Raw genomic sequence first — 19171 nt, 5'->3', positions numbered from 1 at the left:
CTTATTTGAGTGTTCGTTGGGAGATAACGGGGTTGGCATAAATGCCCAGAAAGATTTCGCGCAATGCCGAGTCAGACAGCGAATTCATTCTATCGACAAACAACGAACGCTCTTTTGCAGTGCAAAAAGCCGTTGGTCGCGATGCAATATGCATCAAATCGTAAGCCAAGTAATTGTTAGTCATCAGCCGATAATGACTGATGATACGACGATCGATGAGTTTTGCCACATGATTCACGATTTCGTGCGAAGAAAGCCCACGATAAACGAGGAGTTCATCGGCCGTCAATGGTTCGCAGACTTCAATATGCACGCGCCCTTTCGGCTGTAAAATGCCTGTCAGAATACTGTCGATGTCTTCGCCGGGACGCTTTACATACTTCGCGGTTCGCGCCTGATGGAGTTCCCGAACTTTAAGAATATCGCAGGGTTCCCATTCATAACTCACGGCCACGGGCACGATATGAAGTTCCGAAAGCGTTTGAATCTTATCGCGTCCGCCCGCCATTGAAAACATATTGATCAGTCCTTGATCGGTCGCATCAATGCCGTTCTTAGTGCGGCCGTTGCGTTGTGCGATCCAAACAGACGACTTCTTGTGCGTCAAAACATAGTGAATATATTGCGATAAATGCAGTGAACTACGATAAAATTCACGTGCATTTCCACCACGTTCCACACGAAACATCTTATTGCTTTTACCTATATCGATGAGCAATGGATGGCACATCAGATTGGCGCCGAACGTGATTTCGCAGGTCGGGAAGCCCGCGTTGACCAACGCATATTGCAAAAGCGATGCGTCGAGAACGATGTCGCGATGGTTGCTTACGAATATATAAGGCTGCGACGGAGACAAATGTTGCAAACCGTTGCAGGTAAATTGCGTTACCGAATGCTTGATTACCTGTACGTTGAAATCGTACATCACCTTGTGTTGAAACTCATCCGACGTTTTAATTTCACGCAACATCGACCGAATTTCATCCACAGGCGTGTCGGGAAAGATAAACGCTGCCAACTTCGGCAATAGTTTGCTATTGGCAATCCGGTGCATCGCTGCGGGTATTTCCGCGTCGTTATAGGGCCGGATATCATCGAAAAAGCCGGGCGAATAATGGTTTTCTGCGGTGTGTGTCATTGTTTTTTGCGTTCGTCGATGAATTTAATGGGCTTACGACTTTTGGCCGGAAAGTTGATTTTTTGCACTTCTTCGGCCGGCAATATCTCAATAATGGGGGCCACACGAATGCGTGAACGGAAGTGATCTCTCAAATCTTTGATGACGTTTTCGGTCGATTTGCCAATCGATTCAGCCTTTAATCCAACACGAATAATGACTTCGTCGGTACCGGCCGCCGACTCTCGCACGATGACCACATAGTTCTCTATGTAAGAAGTATTGTCAAGTACGTCGTTGATAGCGGGCGGATAGAGCGTGGTTCCTTTGAGTTTGATGAGGTTGTTTTTACGACCCACGAGCGGAGTAAGCCGATATGCCCACCTGCCGCACTCGCATTTGTCCACACGTTTGGCTGCAATGTCACCTGTTCTGAATCTTAACAGCGGCATTGCTTGCACGCTGAGCGTGGTCACGACGACCTCACCCGTTTCGCCATCAGCCACCGGACGGTCGTCGTTGCCAATGATTTCGACAATGATTAACTCGGGATGGACATGTCCGCCACAACCAAACGCACACTCGGAAAACGTTGCACCCATCTCAGTACTTGAATAAGTGGCGAAGAGTTGTACCTCGGGCCACTTCTCTTGAATACGTCTGCCAAGCAGATTGAGTGTGAAATCCTGTTCACGAAGTCCCTCGCCGATACCGATAATGCGCCTGATGGAGGAGTGTCGGTAATCGATTCCGTGTTCTTCTGCATATTCGATGAGCCGCAAAATAAATGAAGGCACGCACATAATGGTGTCCGGATGGATGCGCATTACGGTGTCCCATTGCAGTTCGGGAATGCCGTTGCCCACGCGAATAACGCCTACGCCCAACTTGCGTAGCCCGAGAAAGTAAGCCATTCCGGCCATAAACCGCTTGTCGAGTGTGGTCATCAGTTGCACGATATTGCCCTTTTTGAGTCCCGCACATTCAAAAGACTTGGCCTCATTGAAGGCCAATCTATCCAGGTCTTGATCCGTACAGCCGAATGTTACGGGGTCGCCCAAGGTGCCGGAAGTGGTAATATAGTCGATGATTTCATTCTTCGCGACACACAAAAAGTCGTCATTGAAGAGCTGTAAGTCGCGTTTTTCGGTGAAGGGGAGACGTGTTAAGTCTTCAAGATACCGCACCTTTGCGATGTCGATACCGTGCTGATCGAACATCCGTTGGTAGTATTTTGAATGTGTGTTGAGGTACGCCAACTGTTTATGAAGCAGCTTTTCTTGAAAGCATTTGATGGCTTCGGGCGATTGAAATTCGATGTCTTGTGACATGCTCTGTTGTTGTTGTTTTACTACATCTATATTCATTGCTTTTCAATGAAGCGTTAAACGCGCAGCATTTAATACTTAACCGTCATGCGATTAACGGTTAATTGCAATGCCGTTTTTATCTCATTGCTTTGCTATCAATTACGCAAATGTTCGGCAAGTGGATCTTTTGCCGGAATGTCTACAATCTGTCCGTTCTCATTCCTCATCACAACAGACTCGCTATGAAGGGCTTTCTCTTCCAACAGCTGCCGTTCGGCGCTCTTCAATCCTTCATCAAGTTTTTTGAGAAATGATTCTATTTCCTTATCCGCTCTCATCTCTTCCGTTTTTGATTTTCTTCTTTTTCTATTCGGTTCAACCAGCTTACGCACTCCTCCTTACAACTTTACTCCTTCCTCTTTTGCAAAAGTAATACATTGTTTTTACATTCACAAATCGGGTGAATTATTTTTATCACAACGTAACTCCCTCCTACTGATATGCGATATTGATTCTTTTTACTCCCGTGTAAAACTAAATTTACACGGGTCTAAATTTGAATTTACTCCCGTGTAAAATTGAATTTATACGGGTATAAAATTGAGTTTGCTCAACACGATAATATTTTTCACACCCGGAAAGAATGTTTTTCGTCGTGTAACTCACCGTCAGTTGGCGGGCAATGAAGCGTTAGTTGGGGGGCGATAAACGGTTAATCGCATGGCCAAAAGATATTTCTCGCAACCAGGATAGAAACAGATCTTTCCACTGCCGACATTCTGCCGTGCCGCGTTTAAGGCTTGCACCGAAGCCGTGTCCGCCTGTTTTGAAACGAATATAACGGTGAGTGACGTTGCGAATAGTGAGTGCAGAATCTAATAAAATGCTATTTGCGGGATGCACGATAGCGTCATCGGCACAATTGGCAATGAACACCGGTGGACAATCCGACGGCACATGGCGCTCTAAGGAGAGTGAGTCGCGCATTTGTCTATTGCTCTTTCCCCACTCACCGAGCAGCCCTTTGCGCGACCGTTTGTGCACGAATCGCTTGTCAGAGAGTGTAACCACAGGATAAAGAGCGGCTACAAAGTTGGGCCGTAACGACACGTTGGCGTGTATTCCGAGTAGAGTCAGGAAGTTGGTTGCGGCAAATTCGGCCGCCGCCATTGCCAGATGTCCCCCCGCCGAGAAGCCCATCACGCCCACACTGTCGGTTGCTATATTCCACGTTTGCGCCCTTTCGCGCACCAATTGGATGGCACGCTGAATGTCGCAGAGCATATCCGGATGTCTCACTCCTCTGAAAAGGAGGCGCGAATGGGTGATAAACGGAATGATGCCCACCGTCCGATAGTTCAACACAAAGGCCGCAATGCCCTGTGATTGCAACCAAAGTGCCACGTCGCTGCCCTCTGCCTGTCGGTCGAGCCAATGATAACTGCCGCCCGGACAGATGATAACCGCAGCGTGTTTACCGTTTGTTGTCGGGAGATAAGGTGTGAGCGTGACGTTTGGTGCATATTCGCACGTTCCTTCCCAAATGTGGATTTGGGCGCGCATGACGGGCGATGATAGGATCAAAACCGATAAGATAAAGGCTCTTAACATCAATTCAATAACGCGACGGATGTATGGATAATTACTGAAAATAAAAGACTCACCGGCTGATCTCACATTTTTCGGATAATCTGATTCACCCCCACGATTGCCTCGGCAGTGTTAATCGCCGAGAGAGGAACGCCGCAAATGCCGTGAAGTCCGACATTCTGGCCCGTCAATAAAAGGTTGCTTACCTTGGTGAATATCGGTACTTGCGAGCGCAGAATGTTTTCGCTGTCTTTCGCATAACCATACAACGAGCCGTGTTTGGTGCGGAAATAGTCGCGAATAGTGAGTGGTGTGGCCGTGTAAATACGTTTGATAGCGCGCCGAAAGTCGGGATAACGCAACTCCATCAGCTGGATAACATCTTCTTGTCGGGCCTTTTTCCACGCCTCGTAGTCGGTTCCTCGTCGCCCCGTCAACGTGTTTTCCCATTGTGCCACAGCCTCATACGGCATAATACTGTTGATGATCATATGCGTGGCAAACGGTCCTTGATGGGCCGAAGTGGGCGTTATGTACATCAGTCCGGCAGGCCATTGCCCCTCGATATACTCGCCGAGGCGCCAGATATGACGGTAATCGCGCTCGTAATAACACGTGTGATTGATGTAGGGAAATGCTCCTTCGTGCAGCTCAATGAATAAGTTGAAGGTGGAATAAGTATTCGGAAGGCTCTCCAAACGATTGCGATAAGCACGTGGAAAAGCGCTCTCGTCGATGATGCGAAATAGCTCCGAGGGATGAATAGCAGCTATATAGCGATCGGCCTGATATTCGTTACCGTTGCGCGTCACAACCTTTTTTACCTCTCTCTCGCATACTTCAATATGTTCTACGGATGCATTGGCAACAACACGACCACCTGCTTGCTCGATAACTGCCTGTAAAGCCAGAGCCATTTGCAGGCTCCCGCCCTCGAAACGCGATGGCCCCTCGATGTAGAGAACGTTGATCAGTGCGTGGATATAAGCAGGTGTGTGTCCCTCAATACCGCCATACATCGGATTCATATACGCCAGAAGGTCGCGCAGTTTTGGTCGGTGACATAGTGGGCAATGAACTTATCGACTGGCCAGAGAAACTGTTCGCTGTGCGAAACGATGCCTTCCGAGGTGAGTCGAAGATGAAATATGTCGATCTCATCAGTGAGTTTATAGAGCGCTTCGACATAATTGTGCAACTGTTCGCGCTGCTTAGGGAAGTAGACTGCAAGACTTTCAGCAAATGCTTGTCTACCAGATGCAATGCGATAAGTAGCGTTGTCTTCGCCGTAAGTAATCTCATCCATACACCACTCGTCCACATCGCGCAACCGAAGACGGTCGATGATGCCGAGATACGTGCAGAGTCGGTGCAGGGTTCCACCCTTTCGGAATCCTCCGAGTATGTGCATTCCGGTCTCGAACTCGATGTTTCCGCGTCTGAAAGTCTGCAAACCGCCGCCGATAACGGCATTTTTCTCCAAGACGATAACGCGCAATCCCTCTTTGGCTAACAACGCTCCGGTTGTCAGTCCGCCCAAACCGCCACCTATTATGATAATATCTGCATTCATTCTTTTATCTGTTGATAAATGGTTTCGGCCGTAAGCAGCTCGCTGCAAGTGACAATTGTGCCTACAAGTACGCCCAACATTCCGTGCGAATTGATGTTCTGCCCGGTGAGCAAAAGGTTCGGAATCTTCGTCTTATGCTGTACGTGGCAGGCCGCTCCCTTGTTAATGTCTTTGGCAACACCGTACATCGAGCCTGCTTCCGTACCTGTATAGTCGAGGTAAGTGAGTGGAGTGGATGTCCAATAAGCCGCTATCGCCGCCCTCAAACCGGGACACTGGCGATCCGCCTCATCAATAAGACGCTCGGCTTTAGCCTGTTTAAAGGCTTCGTAATCGGCTCCGCGATGTCCCACTTGGGTGCCTTTCCAACGTTCTACTTCATCGAATCGCATATAACTCAACAGTTCGCCGCACTCGGCAAAACGCGGAATCGCACCGTCGGTCACGGTCGGACACAGATGCATATACAAGAATCCACGAGGCCAATCATCGTCGGTGTATTGCTCACAAGCCCACGGCGATAGACCGCGATAGCCATAATAATTGTGATTTAAATAAGGCATTGCATCCGGTTTGAATTTCATATAGACAGTGAAAACACCCGTAGTATTAGGCAACTGACGTATACGCGCCCTGTAAGCAGGTCGTATTAGTAGCGTATTCGGCAGCATTTCAATCAATCGAGAGGGATGAACGGAGGCTAAAATGAGGTCGGCTGCATAATGGCTTTCGTCTTCTGTGACCACACCCGTAGCTTTTTCGCTATCGCAAAGAATGCGGGTGACTTTCTTTCGGGTCATCACATCGCCGCCGTAACGCCGCAAAGTGTTGGTCAACGAATGTACAATGGCATCGCTTCCGCCGGGTATTCGGAAGGCACTTTGATTGTAAAAGTCGGTAATAAAGGCGTGAGTGGCAAAGGGAGTCTTACCTTTTTCGGCAGCGTAGAGCGGCAAATTTCCCACGAGAACATTGCGAAGTATTGGGTCGGTAATGATCGAATCGACGACGTTGTCGATACTCCGTATCTGGTATTCGGTATTGATGGCAGCATTGCTGTCGGCTTGTCGCAATGAGTGCAATGATGAAGCCTGTGCTATTTCTTCAATTAAATCGTAGTATTTAACAATGTGATCGGTTTCGTGCGGGAATCTTTCGGATAATTGTTCGATGAAAGGCCCCCGACCGTTAGCCAACCGAAAGCATTCACCCGACAGTGAAATAACGTCGTAACCGTGCTTGTCGAGCCTGCTCAAAGGTATATTATCCATTTCAAGATAGTGCATCAGACGGTGCAAAGTCTGCCCTCTTTCGGCACTTCCGATGAAATGCATCCCTGTCTCGAACTTCACTCCGTCTCGCCGGAAACATTGAAGACAACCGCCGATTTGTGTTCCTTGTTCGAGAATCGTTACCTGATAGCCGTTCCGAGCGAGGATAACGCCACACGAAAGACCGCCTAATCCACTGCCAATAATAATGCAACGCTTCATTGAAACATCATTCATTTTGAGTCCATTCGATATATTTCCGACGGAAAGTCTTGGCTATTTCCATCGGGGTTGAGCCGTACTCAGAGCCGGTTATATGTATTCGGGGCTTGATTTCGACCGTAATCTCGCCGGGAGTGATGTGCTTTGCCCGTTTGTTGAGCACCACTCCGGTACCGTGAAGTACGACAGGCACAATGTCGAGAGCGAACTTTTGTGCTAAGTAAAACGCTCCTTGCGAGAACCGATGCACGTCTAAATCGGCCGAACGGGTGCCTTCTGGGAAGATCATTATCGAATAACCGCGCTCGGAAAGACGCCGAAGCAGCCGCTCGTTCGTATCGAAATCGTGTGTTACGGGTAGATATTCGGCGTAGCGAATGGCCAAACCGTAGAGCGGATTGCGCCAAACCCAACGTTTGGTCATGATGACTAAGCGAGGTGTGAGCATCATAATGCACAGCAAATCGAGGTGACTCTGGTGGTTGCTGATGATGACTGCGGGGCGGAGAAAGTCTTCTCCACTTTCGTTGAGGACGCGTGTCGTAACGCCGGGAACGTGTTTCAGCAACCAACGCGATACTTTTTGGATATACGAATGATAGCGAAGTCGCTGGTGTTCGGTTACCCGATGCGAGTTGAAGAAGATGAAAAGGGCCAGCTGAACGAACAACATCACGATGAAAAGAAGCAACAACATACCCATGGTGAGCACCGTTCGGATGAGTCGTTTGGGCCAAGCGTACACGAGAGCAATGCCGCACAGCACGGTATTCAATACAGAGATGCGGGCGAAGTCATAGTAAGATCGGAAGTGACTGACGCGCTCTGACTGTGGTGGATAATACACTTGAACGGGAATACTGCGGATGCCGACGTTGTGCCAAGCGGCAAACACCAGCAGCTCTAACTCGGCTTCGTAACGCGAAGTGATGCCATTCAGCCAGCGAAGCTGCCTGAGCGGATAAGCGCGGAAGCCTGTTTGCGTGTCGTCTAACCGTATACCGGTCTGCAAACGAAACCAAAAATTGCTGAATTTATTGGCAAATCGGCTCTCGGCATTCATATTCCGGCCTGTGGTTTCATTGAAAAGGGATGGGTCGAAACGGTTACCGACGATAAGATAGCCCGTATATCGGCGGATGGCTGCAATGAATTTGGGGATATCTGATGCGTAATGCTGTCCGTCACTGTCGATAGTAATGGCATAATCGAAGCCTTGTCGGCGTGCTTCCTCAAATCCTTTGCAGAGCGCCCTACCCTTCCCAGCATTATGCGGAAGCGTGATCACGGTGATGGGTAACGTGCAGTCGGCAAGCAGTTGAGCCGTAGCGTCGGTCGAACCATCGTCAACCACGATAATATCGGCCACATATCGGTTCACATCCCGTATCACTTTCATCAGCGTCTGAGCGTTGTTGAAAGTGGGCATTATTACACACACGCGTTCATTCATATACTATGGAGAATCTGGCAAATACTTTTTCATCGTCTGAAAGAGTGCCTTTCGCGATGTAACTAACCGTTTCTTGTCGTGCAATTTGATATGAAATAGAAAGCGAAACGACCGAAACATCGTCCGGACTCAATCGATTCAGAAACTTACAGTTCTTTATCTGTCTCAAAAGCAACGGTTTCCCGATACGTTTCTCCATCAATTCCGTCAACATTTCGATCATACATACCCCTGGCGTTATGGGTTGATTGGGGAAGTGGGCACGGTATATCACGTGCTCGCTGTTAAGTTTCAGTCGGGCTACAGCACCGCTTTCGCACTCTTCGTAAGTCTCGATACGGTAGAAATCATTCGCTAATCGCATTGTGTTCTTGTTCTAAGGGTTTGAAGATATAGTCGATCCCGTATTTCAGATTAGTGTATTCGCATGACCCGTGGGCGATGAGTTGCGGAATGATTTTCCGCAGATCGCGACGCAAAATGCGACGGATGTACCACTTATCGAGCATCGGCATTATATCGATTAGGCGTACCTTGTGTTTCCGTTCGTTGTAAATGAAATTGAAAGCTTTCACTCCGAACTCGTTGATAACGGCTCCTTTGACCATCCGATTGCTATCGATAGCCATTATACAGATGCCCGAAAGTGCTGCTTTTTTCATTCCGATCTGCACCGAAAGCTGCAAAGTGTCTTGCCGGGAAGCCGCTGTCGAGAGACTGACCAACAAGCAGATGCTCAGTAAGAGACACTTAATCAATCTTGTATTCATTGCCGTTGACAGATGCATTTTTAATTGGGTCGAGCAGTTCTATCACTGTATTGTCGCCGCCTTTCTCTATCATCTCAATGCGAATGGCCACCATCCGCTTGGTGTCGAACGTGATGAGGAGTTGTGAAAACAGCTGTTTCAGTTCCTTTTTAACCGGTGTGAGACATGCAATCCAGCTTGTTCCGCTCGTTGACATCTGCGTTTTGAAGTTCTGATGATCTGTTAAACACTTGCCGGTAACGCTACTCATCATTATGGATGTTATCTGTTTGAACACCTTGTTTTTGTTCGCGTCGATGACATCGGTACGTTTACTGTTCTTCATTAGTACCTTGTTGCCGTTCATAATGAATATATACTGATAAGGACTTGTATATTCCCAGCGCAGTTGCGAGGGCTGACTGTAACACATCCGGCCCTTGGATATCATCTTGTTTTTCAGTATTCGTAACGTCTTTGTCTGTCGGAAGGTGCATTGCAACGTCTTCATCGCCTGTGCGGCTTTATTTACTTGCTCCGTCATCTGTCGTGCCTGCGCTTCATTGACAGGTGTCTGCGCAGTTGCACTCACAGTGAGAAACTGTATGAAGACTATCAAAAGAACTTGTTTCATACTGTTTGAGTTTCTGAGTTTATCAGTTTTTAAGTTTGTGAATTATGCTTTAATAGCCTTTTTGAACAACTAATACTACTCCGATGATTATCAATCCAAGTCCGATCCAACGTGTAACGGGTACGTGTTCGTGGAATATCAGTACGGCGGCAAGCATCCCCATCACGTAGCTGAGACTAATCATCGGGTAGGCCATACTTAATGGATAGTGCTTGATAATGTACATCCAAAGGAGCGATGACACACCGAAACAAAGTCCGCAGAGGGCAAACCACACATTGGTGAACGTGCGCGCGAAAAACTGCCAAGACCAACTGAACGTGCCGATCTGCTGTAATGAGATCTTCAACGTTACTTGACCCAAGGCCAACAATGCTGATTGCAGTAAGGCTAATGGCAATAATCCCCACATAATTCACAAATTTTCGCGTCGTCAAGAACGACTGATTGGCCGTCGTTATCACCACTCAGGAAGATGCATAAGCTTGTTTCGTCTTGCTCGTCATATAGACCTACAAGTGCATTATGGCATTCTCCCAATTCGATTTGCAGTTGGGCATCGAGCAACGCACTGTGCAACGACTCCCGTCCGTGAGAAAACGTATTGTTATAACCGTGCGAATGCGTGTAGATTGCAATGAGGCTACCGATCGTATTGTGTGTAGACTGCATAAAATGAGTGGGTTTCAGCAATTCTTCTCCGCGTTCCTTGATCTCTTTCAAGAAGCAAACTGTGTCGTGAACACAACCCATCGCCGTGCCCGTAACAATGGCATCTGGACTTGATATACCCACTCTCTGCAAGGTGACAAGTGCTGTCAGTAAGGCGCGTTTCAGTAAACTGCTCAATCGACGGGCCACCATCGGCGGAATCTTAGGCATTGTTTCGGGGGCAATATCTTGATACTTTACCACCGTTTTCACGTAAACAGGGCGGCGATCGGCCATTTGAGGTATCGTTTTCGCGTGCTCATAATCGGAGAGAATGAGTGAAGTATCGTTGCCACCGAACCCGAACGAGTTGCAGAGAACGTGCTGTAAGCGTCGGTTGCGGATGGTTTTCGTCACGGGTATAATGCCGTCCGGCATCGGCGTTTGCCAATGGAGTGTAGGCGGGATGAACTTGTTCTGAATGGCCAAAAGGCAAATTACCGCTTCGATAGCCCCTGAAGCACTCGTGGTGTGACCCGTCATCGATTGGTAGACGATATGGGTGGCGTTGCGTTTGCAAATATCCGTTGCAACGCCCGACACTCGCTGGCATCGTTGTTAGGCGTTCCCGTGCCGTGAACATTGATGTAATCAATGTCCGATGGGGTCAAACTGGCCCTTTCGAGCGCCTTTGTCATAGCCCGAAAGGCTCCCTCGCCTTCATCCGATGAGGCCGTTTGATGGAATGCGTCGCACGCATTGCCCCAACCTGAGAGTACTGCCAAGGGCTTTACACCGCGTCGGTGGGCGCTCGCTTCGGTCTCCATCACGAGGAAAGCAGCGCCTTCGCCCAAGTTGAGACCGGCCCGATCGGCATCGAACGGACGACAAGGCGCCTTGTCGAGAATCATCAACGTGCGGAAGCCATTGAAGTGGAAGCGCGACAAACATTCGCTGCCGCCGACCACAACACGTTCGAATCGGCCGCTACGCAACAAGTTGGCGCCCACCAAAATGCTGTTGGCAGCTGACGAACAAGCTGTGCTGCACGTCGTAACCAAGCCCCAATCGCCGAAATAGGAGGCCATATCTTGCGTAGTCTTTCCACAGTCTCCGATGGCCGATTCGTCCTGACCGGCAACGTAACTAAGCTCTGTTAGATCCATACTTCCGACTGTCGTGCCGGAGATCAAAGCCGTAGTTGCTAAATGATTAACCGTTAATGACGCTGCGTTTAACGCTTCTTTGAGTGCCAATATACCGTTAATCGTCGTGCGACCAACAGTTAGTTGCGATGCGTTTAACCGTTGTTTGATTTCCGCATTGCTCATTTGCACTTCGCCGACAGGATATTCGCGGTGCTCGGTAGCTAAAAATCGCACGCCACGAATGCCTTCCCGACCTTCGAGTAGGGCCTGGCAAACCTCTGTCTGATTGTTGCCGATGGCTGAAACGATGCCGGCGCCGGTGATAACGATCATTGTTCGCTGTGGGTTTTTATGTAATCGGTCATCGAATTGATGGAAGTGAAGATGGCTTTTCCTTCTTTCGGGTTGTCGAGTCGTATGCCATACTCTTTCTCCATCAATACAATCAGCTCGAGTGCATCGATTGAATCGAGGCCTAAACCTTCACCGAAGAGCGGTGCTTCATCGTCGATGTCGGCAGGAGTCATCTCTTCTAACGACAGCGCTTCAATGATTTGCGCCTTTAAAGTGTCTTTTAATGTGTCCATATTTTATTTGTTTATAGTTGACGAGTGAACGAGTTGACAAGTTGACGAGAGGCTTCCGCCTTGTTAACTTGTTTACTTTGTCTACTCATTTACTTCTCCTTGCCTCCTTGTTTACTCGTTAACTTATCTCCTTATTTACTGTATATAATCCGAGCGAAGCCTCGAAATTGTCGTCATTATCATATTGAATCCACCCACCGATGATTTTATCTGTCTCGGCGTCATCGAATGTCGACGTAATGATTCGGTGGAAAAGCGTCTTGTTGAAAGCACTAAGTGCATAGTAAGCAGTCTCTCCGTGAATCTTGTGTCGAATGGCAATTTCGCCCGTTACGATGTTGGGCAGGGTGTAAACGAACACGGCCGGACTGGGGAAAAATTGCTGTTGGTCTTGTATCGTACGTTGATAGCGCTTGTCAGTAGCCAGACATCCGGTGTTGCCTACGAGTACGATAGCGCTGTTGGAGATGTCGATCGCAGGGTCGATCGTGGTGAGTAGGAGCTCAGTAGCGATGAATCCCAACTTGCTTAATCCGTCCATCTTGTGGAATTTGGGGTAATCGCCGATGTAGGTCTTATATAAATAGGTGAGACGAGTGGCTCCTTCGGGTACGTTCGGTATTGGTTTGTGGTCGCGGACGATATGGGTCGCACTGAGATAAACGGTGTGCGAGATGTGGCCTCGCATACTTTTAACCGGTTCCTGTATGCGTTTCGCCGGTCCGTTGGTCCATCTTACGGCGGCATTGCAACCTCCGAAGCCCGAGAGGAGCTTGATAAACTGGTGCTGATTGGTAGCTTCAAGGTTGTGAACGATGTTTACCGGGTGTGTCACTCCTAATTGTCGGAACCCTCGCGTAGGCAGAATGACACCCTCTTCGACGGCTTTCATTGAAAGGATCGTCTCTAAAACGCCGGCCGCTCCCAATGTATGTCCGTAGTAACCTTTCATTGCATTGACTGGAACTGATGTGAGACGGGCGCGCGAAAGGGCGATAGCTTCCATCTCATCGTTATATGGCGTGGCCGTGCCGTGCACATTGACGAAGGCGAGTTGTGCCTTGTTGCGTGGTAAGACATACTTCAACGCCCGGTAACTGCCCTCTCCTGTGCGTGAAGGACCGGATATATGGTTGGCATCATTACGAACAGCTGCGCTTTGGATGACCCAACTTTGCGGTCTCGTTCGTTTTGTTCCGCAGGCTTGCAGGACGATGGTTGCAGCGGCTTCGCCTAAGTTTAGCCCGCGCCTTTCGCTGTCGAAAGGTCGGCATTCGGCGTCGGACAGCGCCTTGAACGACTGAAATCCCGACACGATAAACTTGGAAAGGATATCGCATCCGCATATAACGGCACGATGATAATAGCCACGTTCCAAGAGTCTTTTGGCTATAACCTGAGCCGAGACACCCGAAATGCAGGCGTTGGAAACGACTACTGCGGGGACGTGAAAGCCGAAAAAGCTGTTGATTTGTTGTGCAGCCGCACAGATAGAAGCCCGTTCGCGAGGGATGTTCGACTGCTGATCGGGATCGAGGAGTTCGACATTGGCCTTGGTGGTAGATAAAATCAAGACCGTCTTTGCATTGATAACGCTGAATGAGAGACGGTCGATGGCCTCGCGAATAGACAAGATGGCGAGTTTCTCAAACCGTGTATAAGCGTCGCCGTCAGGGCTGATGGCGGCGAAACGGGCCTCAATGGCTCCGTCGTCGAACATCGAACCGACAAACGATTCTGGCAATCCCCACAGGCTGTCATATCGTTTCAAGCGTGTATCTCCACGCTTTACGTGCTCGAAATTCTCATTGGTCGTCCAGCCGAGAGGCGAAGTGATATTATCGCTAATACATTCAATCATTGTTGTTTGCTGTTATTGAATACGTCCCAACGGGTTTGCCATGCGGCGTAAAAGTCGGGACGATACCACATCAGGCGGTATTGCTTGTCCATAAACGCCTGCACGCTACGGCCTTTTGCATCAACTCGTCATCGGCTGAACTATGAATCTCGTAGTCAAAGACTATTTTTGCTGCCTCGGTAGGGCGATAAATAATATCTACGCGACACTTCATTCCGTAGCGAATAGGCCTGAGATATTGGAAAGAAAGGTCGACAAGTGGAGCGAAACAGCCGTTATCGGCGATGGTCATATACGCTAATCCGAATTTTGCTCCGAATGCTTCGCGGGCGTCTTCAAAGTAAAGCGCGTACGAACCGTGCCACACTACGTTCATCGAATCAACCTCGCTGAAACGTATTTCAAACTCTTTGGATGCTGTCAATGTTGCCATTTGCAATGCGTTTACGGGTCAGATGGTTTGTTCGGCGAGTGCAATTTTGATCTGTGTCGTGGCAATTCGCTCACCATCTACTTGTATCTCGGCCGACGCCAAGGTCATTCCCATTACGCTTTCTTCGACATCGACGGTGGTGATGAGCGTTTCACCGACACGCGGTTCGCGAGAAATCACGAGATTGCGCACGGCTCCGATGTAGCCGATCTGCACTGAATGGCGAAGAATATACTTGTTGATGAAACCCAGACGAGCGGCACATGACTGTGCGATATTCTCGATCAGGCCTGCTGCTTTGAACACACCTGCTTCGCAAAACAGATTGTCTTCCGGAACGGTGAAACTGCAAACTGTGCGCGTCTCATCGTAATGCAACAAGCGATCGATCATCACAAAGGGCGGTTGTTGCGGCAACAGCGTGTGTATGTCAATGCTCTTGAAAGGCGGAAAATGATTCGGTTGCATCTGATTCATTTATTTTTAGCATTGGGATCAGCCCAAAAGTCAAAGAAGTTAAACCACTGCGTAGGATACGCCCGCACGGTTTTCTCTACCCAAGCGGCGTATTGCTGTGCGATATTTTCGATCAATTCGCGCTTGGAGACGTCCTTTTCGGGCATCGAAAGACGATGAACGAAAACGTGATAACGACTGATAGACTCCTTCATAACAAAGATGGCGAGGGCCGGAACATTGCGTTGGGCGATTGTTGCAAACGGTCCCATCGGGAATTTGGCCGTCTGTCCGAAGAACATACACGGCACCGTGCGCTCTGACCCGTGGCATCTGTCGGCCGGCATACTTACTATTTCGCCGTCGCGCAACGCCCGATTGATGGCGAATAGATGACTCATATCTGGGCGAATGGGAATCATCCGGATGTTGGTTCGGCCGAACTGGAGCGTGCGATTGGTCATAACAGTCTCTGTTTCGCCAGCAAAGACAAGGGCATTAATCGGCTTTTGCTCGGAGACAAGGCTGTAACCGGCCATCTCGTAATTACCCGTATGGGCACTGAGCATCATAAACGAATCTGGCTGTGCGGCCAACTTGGCAAACGACTCATAATCGTCGACGTCTATCCGGAATCTTTTGCCGGCGTAAGTAGCAAACCGATCGATCATCACTTGCCCGAAACGGAAGAAGTTCTGATATGTCATTGCAAACGCACAGAATCTTCCGCAGCCGATACGATGCCTGAAAAAGTTATACGATGAACGGAATCCGCGTCCAAAAATCATATAGAACGGCACGACAACCGCTACTCCCGCGTAATAGATGCGGAGGTTAAGAAACCGGAAACAGTTGATGAGTTGCTGCTGCATCCACCTGTTGCCGTCGGTCGATCCTTGCCATTCTTGCTGCATCAGGCGTTCACTTTGCGCTCGATATAATCACAGAAGTCTTTAAGGGTGACAACTCCCGACATCTCCTCGGGCTTGATTTTGAAGCCGAAGTTGTTCTCGACGATCACCACGATGTCTACAAAATCCAAACTGTCGATGCCGAGATCGTCTTTCAGTTTGCCCTCGGGCTTGATCTTTTCTTCATCGATTTCGAGATCCTCAATCAAAAAATTACGTACCTTTTCTTCTATTTCTGCACGTGTCATAATATTTGTTTTATTTTAATGTAACATCTAATATTGTATGTCCTTGGCCCAATCCGTCGTGGACTTCGGCTACTCGGAGACCCGCATCAGCAATCAATCGGATCATATCATCGCTGTGATACATTTTCGAGTTGCCGTTGGCCATCACCGTGAAATAAACGCTTGTCATCGTGAGACACAGTGAGGCAGGTTCGAAACGCTGTCGATCCCAGAACGTTTCCATAATCAACAGATGCGTGTTGGCTGTCATTGCCTGTGCTGCACGACGCAGGATACTACTGATTTCGGCCTCGGAAAAGCAGTCGAGAAACTGACTCATCCAGATGATATCCCACTGGCCGCGGGGCAATTCGCTATCCTCATCGAGCAGATTGGTGGCAAAACCGGTGATGCGATCGGCTCCGGCACACTCTGAAACATTGTTCTTCATCATCTCGATTTGCCCGGGTAGGTCGACGATTGTCACCTGCACGTCGGTATCGAAGCCCACACAGCGCAGCGCGAAACGTCCCGTATTACCGCCGACATCCATCAAACGCTTGGGCTTTCGAGTGAAAACGATGGGCAAGGCTTCGTCGAACGAGTGATCACTGTAAAAATGATCGAAGCTGAACCAGCTCTCTTGCACTTGCTTAGGCAAATGAGACAGCCCTTCGTAAATCGTCGACCATTGGCCCAAAGTCTTCAAACCGGCAGGCTTACTCCGGCGAAGCGCCTCCTCTAAATAGAACATTCCGCGGTAGTTGACATCGTGATTGAAGTTGAGATTGACGCGTGTGGCAGGGTCGGTGAGTAAAAACCAGCCCGTCTTCGACAATGTGAAGCGGTCGGTTTCAGCGTCTACGAGAATTGTTCCTGCACTCAGTGAGGCATCCGTAAGTATCTTCACGGCGTATTCTGACAACTTCGTATGCTTCGAAATGTCGCTCACGGTGAGTCCGTCACGATTATCGCGCAGCAGATCGAGTATGCCCAACTTCACCATTAGGCGTGAAACTTGAAACACAATAGGTCCCCACGCGATGAGTTCAGCCTTCCGTTGCGCTTCACGCGCTGACAGATGCTCTCGCGTATAGGCGTCGGCGATGGGAGGAAATAGATTCATTGGTGTTGCCGTTTAGGAATAATGTCTGTTCAACCGGTATGAGTCGATTACTCGCGATTAAATACATCGTCGTTTGATTCACGTTTCACCTTCTTGGCAGAAAGGAACTTTGCGAAATCTTTTCCATTCTTTTCACCGGCATCTCCGATAAGATTCTTGAAGGTTCCGAATGTTCCTCCCTTAGGCGAATCCCATTGCACGACGGCAATTTTATGGCCGCCTTTATCAGTAAAGGTATATTCTGCCGATGCCTTTCCATTGCGATCCAATCTGCTATAATCCACAGTCAACTTATAATCGGCTTTTTTCGATGTGAATACCGGTAGGTTTTTGCGATTCGCTATCTTGTTATAGCCTTCGATGAAGCGATAAAGAAGCTCGGGTGCAAGACTGCGATTCCATTCGTCTTTGAAGTCTTTGTAGTTGCGATTACTGAATTCTCGTTGTTCTTTTTCCATAAACTCAGCATAGGGAAGTCCCTGCACGACGGCGTTCTTGTACTCGAACACGACTTGAATGGCTTTTATCTGTGTTAAGTTTTTCAGCGAACCGTCGATCAATCGTTGTGCATTAGCACAAAGCGTGGCTGTGAAAGCCAATGCTAATAATATCACCTTCTTCATATCTTTATTGTATTTTGAATAACCAAAGCGCTGTTCGTGCCGCCGAATCCGAATGAGTTGGAGAGCACGGTATGCAGTTCTGTCTCTACGGTTTGCGGTGCAATGTGTAACGGTGCGGAGTATTCGTCGGGATTTTCAAAATTGATGTTGGGTGCAACGAAGCTGTTTTGCATCATCAGAATGCTGTAAACGATCTCGCTGGCACCTGCCATCCAGCACTCGTGACCGGTCATACTCTTAGTCGAAGATATCCAAGCACGACGTCCGGAGAACAGTCTTGCAAGAGCTTTTGCCTCAAACATATCGCCCTGCGGCGTCGAAGTGGCGTGTGCGTTGATGTAATCTACATCGTCGGGTGTGATTCCTGCGTCGGTCATTGCACGTTGCATCGCCAGTACACTACCGTCGTCCGAGGGCTGAGAGATGCCCCCTCCGTTACTCGAAAAGCCGTAACCGGTTACTTCGCAGAGTATTTCGGCACCGCGTGCAACAGCGTGTTCGTAGTCTTCAAGTACCAAAGCGGCAGCTCCTCCACTCGGAATCAGCCCGTCGCGATCGCGATCGAAAGGCCGAGATGCCTTTTCTGGCTCGTCCATTCGTTTGGAGAAAGCATTCAAAGCATCGAAAGTGGCCATCGAATAGCAATTAACCTCTTGCGCGCCACCGCATAAAACCATTTCTTGCAGGCCCTGGCGGATCATCATATAACCGAGCCCAATGGAGTGACTGCCGCTTGCGCAGGCTGCACTTATGGTAAAGTTGACGCCGCGGAGATGGAAAATGGTGCTGAGATTCATCGTAACTGTCGAGTTCATCGATTGAAAAATATAACCGCTTCCGAGCAATGCCGAGTCGTGTTTGGCATCCATTATACGGGCGGCTTCAATCACCGGCGTAGACGAAGAGTCGTTGCCGAAGATACAACCGATTTCATTTTGCAGCATATAAGCATCGTCGATGCCGGCCATTCTGAATGCTTCGCGACTCGCCATAAAGGCATATTCGCCTTCTTCGGGCAGTCCTGTGCGCACGCGTCGGTTGAGAAGACCTTTTAGTTTGGGCCGTTCTACGAGGCCGGTCAGCCCCGATTGATAGCCGTATGTCAATCGGTCGCGATCCAATCCGATGCCACTGCGCCCCGCTTTGAGGCTTTCCGTTACTTCGTCGATATTCTTTCCGAGGCATCCCCATAGTCCGATGCCTGTGATCACTACTCTTTTCACCAT

The 19171-nt window shown here is 48.9% G+C and carries 19 protein-coding genes and 3 pseudogenes; all 22 read right to left on the bottom strand.

Features of this window, described 5'->3' with window-relative positions:
• Window position 1: 1 nt before the first annotated feature.
• Window positions 2–1141, bottom strand: a complete 1140-nt coding sequence (locus JCM12259_RS00370; RefSeq protein WP_025064988.1) for a 1-acyl-sn-glycerol-3-phosphate acyltransferase — start codon at window positions 1139–1141, stop codon at window positions 2–4.
• Window positions 1138–2451, bottom strand: a complete 1314-nt coding sequence (gene flxY / locus JCM12259_RS00365; protein WP_025064987.1) for a flexirubin biosynthesis putative acyl-CoA ligase FlxY — start codon at window positions 2449–2451, stop codon at window positions 1138–1140. Before flxY ends, JCM12259_RS00370 begins: the two co-directional genes overlap by 4 nt.
• Before the next feature lie 134 nt (window positions 2452–2585).
• Window positions 2586–2768 (bottom strand): DUF8506 family protein, encoded by a 183-nt coding sequence (locus tag JCM12259_RS12950; protein WP_036888325.1) that lies wholly within the window; start codon window positions 2766–2768, stop codon window positions 2586–2588.
• A gap of 352 nt (window positions 2769–3120) precedes the next feature.
• Window positions 3121–3993 carry an alpha/beta hydrolase gene (locus JCM12259_RS00355; protein ID WP_234396490.1) on the bottom strand — a complete coding sequence of 291 codons (873 nt, stop codon included), beginning with the start codon at window positions 3991–3993 and terminating at the stop codon, window positions 3121–3123.
• Between the two features lie 110 nt (window positions 3994–4103).
• Window positions 4104–5593, bottom strand: a pseudogene (locus JCM12259_RS12945) (phytoene desaturase family protein).
• Entirely contained in the window at window positions 5590–7086 is a 1497-nt protein-coding gene (locus tag JCM12259_RS00345; protein WP_025064984.1) for a phytoene desaturase family protein, read from the bottom strand. Before JCM12259_RS00345 ends, JCM12259_RS12945 begins: the two are co-directional and overlap by 4 nt.
• A gap of 7 nt (window positions 7087–7093) precedes the next feature.
• On the bottom strand, window positions 7094–8539 hold the full coding sequence (locus tag JCM12259_RS00340) for a glycosyltransferase (protein ID WP_025064983.1): 1446 nt from the start codon (window positions 8537–8539) through the stop codon (window positions 7094–7096).
• Window positions 8532–8903 carry an ApeI family dehydratase gene (locus JCM12259_RS00335; RefSeq protein WP_025064982.1) on the bottom strand — a complete coding sequence of 124 codons (372 nt, stop codon included), beginning with the start codon at window positions 8901–8903 and terminating at the stop codon, window positions 8532–8534. The genes JCM12259_RS00340 and JCM12259_RS00335 overlap by 8 nt, the downstream gene beginning before the upstream one ends.
• Window positions 8887–9309, bottom strand: a complete 423-nt coding sequence (locus JCM12259_RS00330) for a hypothetical protein (RefSeq protein WP_025064981.1) — start codon at window positions 9307–9309, stop codon at window positions 8887–8889. The genes JCM12259_RS00335 and JCM12259_RS00330 overlap by 17 nt, the downstream gene beginning before the upstream one ends.
• Window positions 9290–9922: a flexirubin biosynthesis/transport protein LolA2 gene (lolA2, locus tag JCM12259_RS00325; protein ID WP_025064980.1), complete on the bottom strand. Its 633-nt coding sequence runs from the start codon at window positions 9920–9922 to the stop codon at window positions 9290–9292. Before lolA2 ends, JCM12259_RS00330 begins: the two co-directional genes overlap by 20 nt.
• Window positions 9923–9971: 49 nt before the next feature.
• Complete coding sequence (locus JCM12259_RS00320; RefSeq protein WP_024992062.1) at window positions 9972–10334, bottom strand: EamA family transporter; 363 nt, start codon at window positions 10332–10334, stop codon at window positions 9972–9974.
• Window positions 10313–10786 (bottom strand): beta-ketoacyl synthase chain length factor, encoded by a 474-nt coding sequence (locus JCM12259_RS17680; protein ID WP_234396495.1) that lies wholly within the window; start codon window positions 10784–10786, stop codon window positions 10313–10315. The genes JCM12259_RS00320 and JCM12259_RS17680 overlap by 22 nt, the downstream gene beginning before the upstream one ends.
• A 294-nt stretch (window positions 10787–11080) precedes the next feature.
• A pseudogene (locus JCM12259_RS16980) lies at window positions 11081–12054 on the bottom strand (beta-ketoacyl-[acyl-carrier-protein] synthase family protein); the annotation flags it as partial.
• Window positions 12051–12308, bottom strand: a complete 258-nt coding sequence (locus tag JCM12259_RS00310) for a phosphopantetheine-binding protein (protein WP_025064979.1) — start codon at window positions 12306–12308, stop codon at window positions 12051–12053. The gene JCM12259_RS00310 and the pseudogene JCM12259_RS16980, both read right to left, overlap by 4 nt.
• Window positions 12309–12426: 118 nt before the next feature.
• Entirely contained in the window at window positions 12427–14169 is a 1743-nt protein-coding gene (locus tag JCM12259_RS00305; protein ID WP_025064978.1) for a beta-ketoacyl synthase N-terminal-like domain-containing protein, read from the bottom strand.
• Window positions 14166–14602, bottom strand: a pseudogene (locus JCM12259_RS12935) (acyl-CoA thioesterase). The gene JCM12259_RS00305 and the pseudogene JCM12259_RS12935 overlap by 4 nt, the downstream one beginning before the upstream one ends.
• An 18-nt stretch (window positions 14603–14620) precedes the next feature.
• Complete coding sequence (locus JCM12259_RS00295; protein WP_024992066.1) at window positions 14621–15070, bottom strand: hotdog family protein; 450 nt, start codon at window positions 15068–15070, stop codon at window positions 14621–14623.
• Between the two features lie 5 nt (window positions 15071–15075).
• Window positions 15076–15972 (bottom strand): lysophospholipid acyltransferase family protein, encoded by an 897-nt coding sequence (locus JCM12259_RS00290; RefSeq protein WP_025064977.1) that lies wholly within the window; start codon window positions 15970–15972, stop codon window positions 15076–15078.
• The gene (locus JCM12259_RS00285) at window positions 15972–16217 is read right to left on the bottom strand and encodes an acyl carrier protein (RefSeq protein ID WP_021583943.1); all 246 of its coding nucleotides are present in this window, start codon (window positions 16215–16217) and stop codon (window positions 15972–15974) included. The genes JCM12259_RS00290 and JCM12259_RS00285 overlap by 1 nt, the downstream gene beginning before the upstream one ends.
• Window positions 16218–16227: 10 nt before the next feature.
• On the bottom strand, window positions 16228–17322 hold the full coding sequence (locus JCM12259_RS00280; protein WP_025064976.1) for a FlxJ family methyltransferase: 1095 nt from the start codon (window positions 17320–17322) through the stop codon (window positions 16228–16230).
• A 47-nt stretch (window positions 17323–17369) separates the two neighbouring features.
• On the bottom strand, window positions 17370–17945 hold the full coding sequence (locus tag JCM12259_RS00275; protein WP_025064975.1) for a hypothetical protein: 576 nt from the start codon (window positions 17943–17945) through the stop codon (window positions 17370–17372).
• A complete protein-coding gene (locus tag JCM12259_RS00270; RefSeq protein WP_025064974.1) occupies window positions 17942–19171 on the bottom strand; it encodes a beta-ketoacyl-[acyl-carrier-protein] synthase family protein in 1230 nt (409 codons plus the stop codon). The genes JCM12259_RS00275 and JCM12259_RS00270 overlap by 4 nt, the downstream gene beginning before the upstream one ends.

The organism is Hoylesella enoeca JCM 12259 (assembly GCF_000613405.1).
GTDB lineage: Bacteria > Bacteroidota > Bacteroidia > Bacteroidales > Bacteroidaceae > Prevotella > Prevotella enoeca.
The sequence above is the reverse complement of the archived record's forward strand: the minus strand, read 5'-3'. Positions and strand labels throughout refer to the sequence as shown.

Coding starts and splice junctions, on each gene's coding strand:
- JCM12259_RS00370 (WP_025064988.1), bottom strand. CDS start 1,141: ATGACACACACCGCAGAAAACCATTATTCGCCCGGCTTTTTCGATGAT.
- flxY (WP_025064987.1), bottom strand. CDS start 2,451: ATGTCACAAGACATCGAATTTCAATCGCCCGAAGCCATCAAATGCTTT.
- JCM12259_RS12950 (WP_036888325.1), bottom strand. CDS start 2,768: ATGAGAGCGGATAAGGAAATAGAATCATTTCTCAAAAAACTTGATGAA.
- JCM12259_RS00355 (WP_234396490.1), bottom strand. CDS start 3,993: ATGCGCGCCCAAATCCACATTTGGGAAGGAACGTGCGAATATGCACCA.
- JCM12259_RS00345 (WP_025064984.1), bottom strand. CDS start 7,086: ATGAAGCGTTGCATTATTATTGGCAGTGGATTAGGCGGTCTTTCGTGT.
- JCM12259_RS00340 (WP_025064983.1), bottom strand. CDS start 8,539: ATGAATGAACGCGTGTGTGTAATAATGCCCACTTTCAACAACGCTCAG.
- JCM12259_RS00335 (WP_025064982.1), bottom strand. CDS start 8,903: ATGCGATTAGCGAATGATTTCTACCGTATCGAGACTTACGAAGAGTGC.
- JCM12259_RS00330 (WP_025064981.1), bottom strand. CDS start 9,309: ATGAATACAAGATTGATTAAGTGTCTCTTACTGAGCATCTGCTTGTTG.
- lolA2 (WP_025064980.1), bottom strand. CDS start 9,922: ATGAAACAAGTTCTTTTGATAGTCTTCATACAGTTTCTCACTGTGAGT.
- JCM12259_RS00320 (WP_024992062.1), bottom strand. CDS start 10,334: ATGTGGGGATTATTGCCATTAGCCTTACTGCAATCAGCATTGTTGGCC.
- JCM12259_RS17680 (WP_234396495.1), bottom strand. CDS start 10,786: ATGGTGGCCCGTCGATTGAGCAGTTTACTGAAACGCGCCTTACTGACA.
- JCM12259_RS00310 (WP_025064979.1), bottom strand. CDS start 12,308: ATGGACACATTAAAAGACACTTTAAAGGCGCAAATCATTGAAGCGCTG.
- JCM12259_RS00305 (WP_025064978.1), bottom strand. CDS start 14,169: ATGATTGAATGTATTAGCGATAATATCACTTCGCCTCTCGGCTGGACG.
- JCM12259_RS00295 (WP_024992066.1), bottom strand. CDS start 15,070: ATGCAACCGAATCATTTTCCGCCTTTCAAGAGCATTGACATACACACG.
- JCM12259_RS00290 (WP_025064977.1), bottom strand. CDS start 15,972: ATGCAGCAAGAATGGCAAGGATCGACCGACGGCAACAGGTGGATGCAG.
- JCM12259_RS00285 (WP_021583943.1), bottom strand. CDS start 16,217: ATGACACGTGCAGAAATAGAAGAAAAGGTACGTAATTTTTTGATTGAG.
- JCM12259_RS00280 (WP_025064976.1), bottom strand. CDS start 17,322: ATGAATCTATTTCCTCCCATCGCCGACGCCTATACGCGAGAGCATCTG.
- JCM12259_RS00275 (WP_025064975.1), bottom strand. CDS start 17,945: ATGAAGAAGGTGATATTATTAGCATTGGCTTTCACAGCCACGCTTTGT.
- JCM12259_RS00270 (WP_025064974.1), bottom strand. CDS start 19,171: ATGGTGAAAAGAGTAGTGATCACAGGCATCGGACTATGGGGATGCCTC.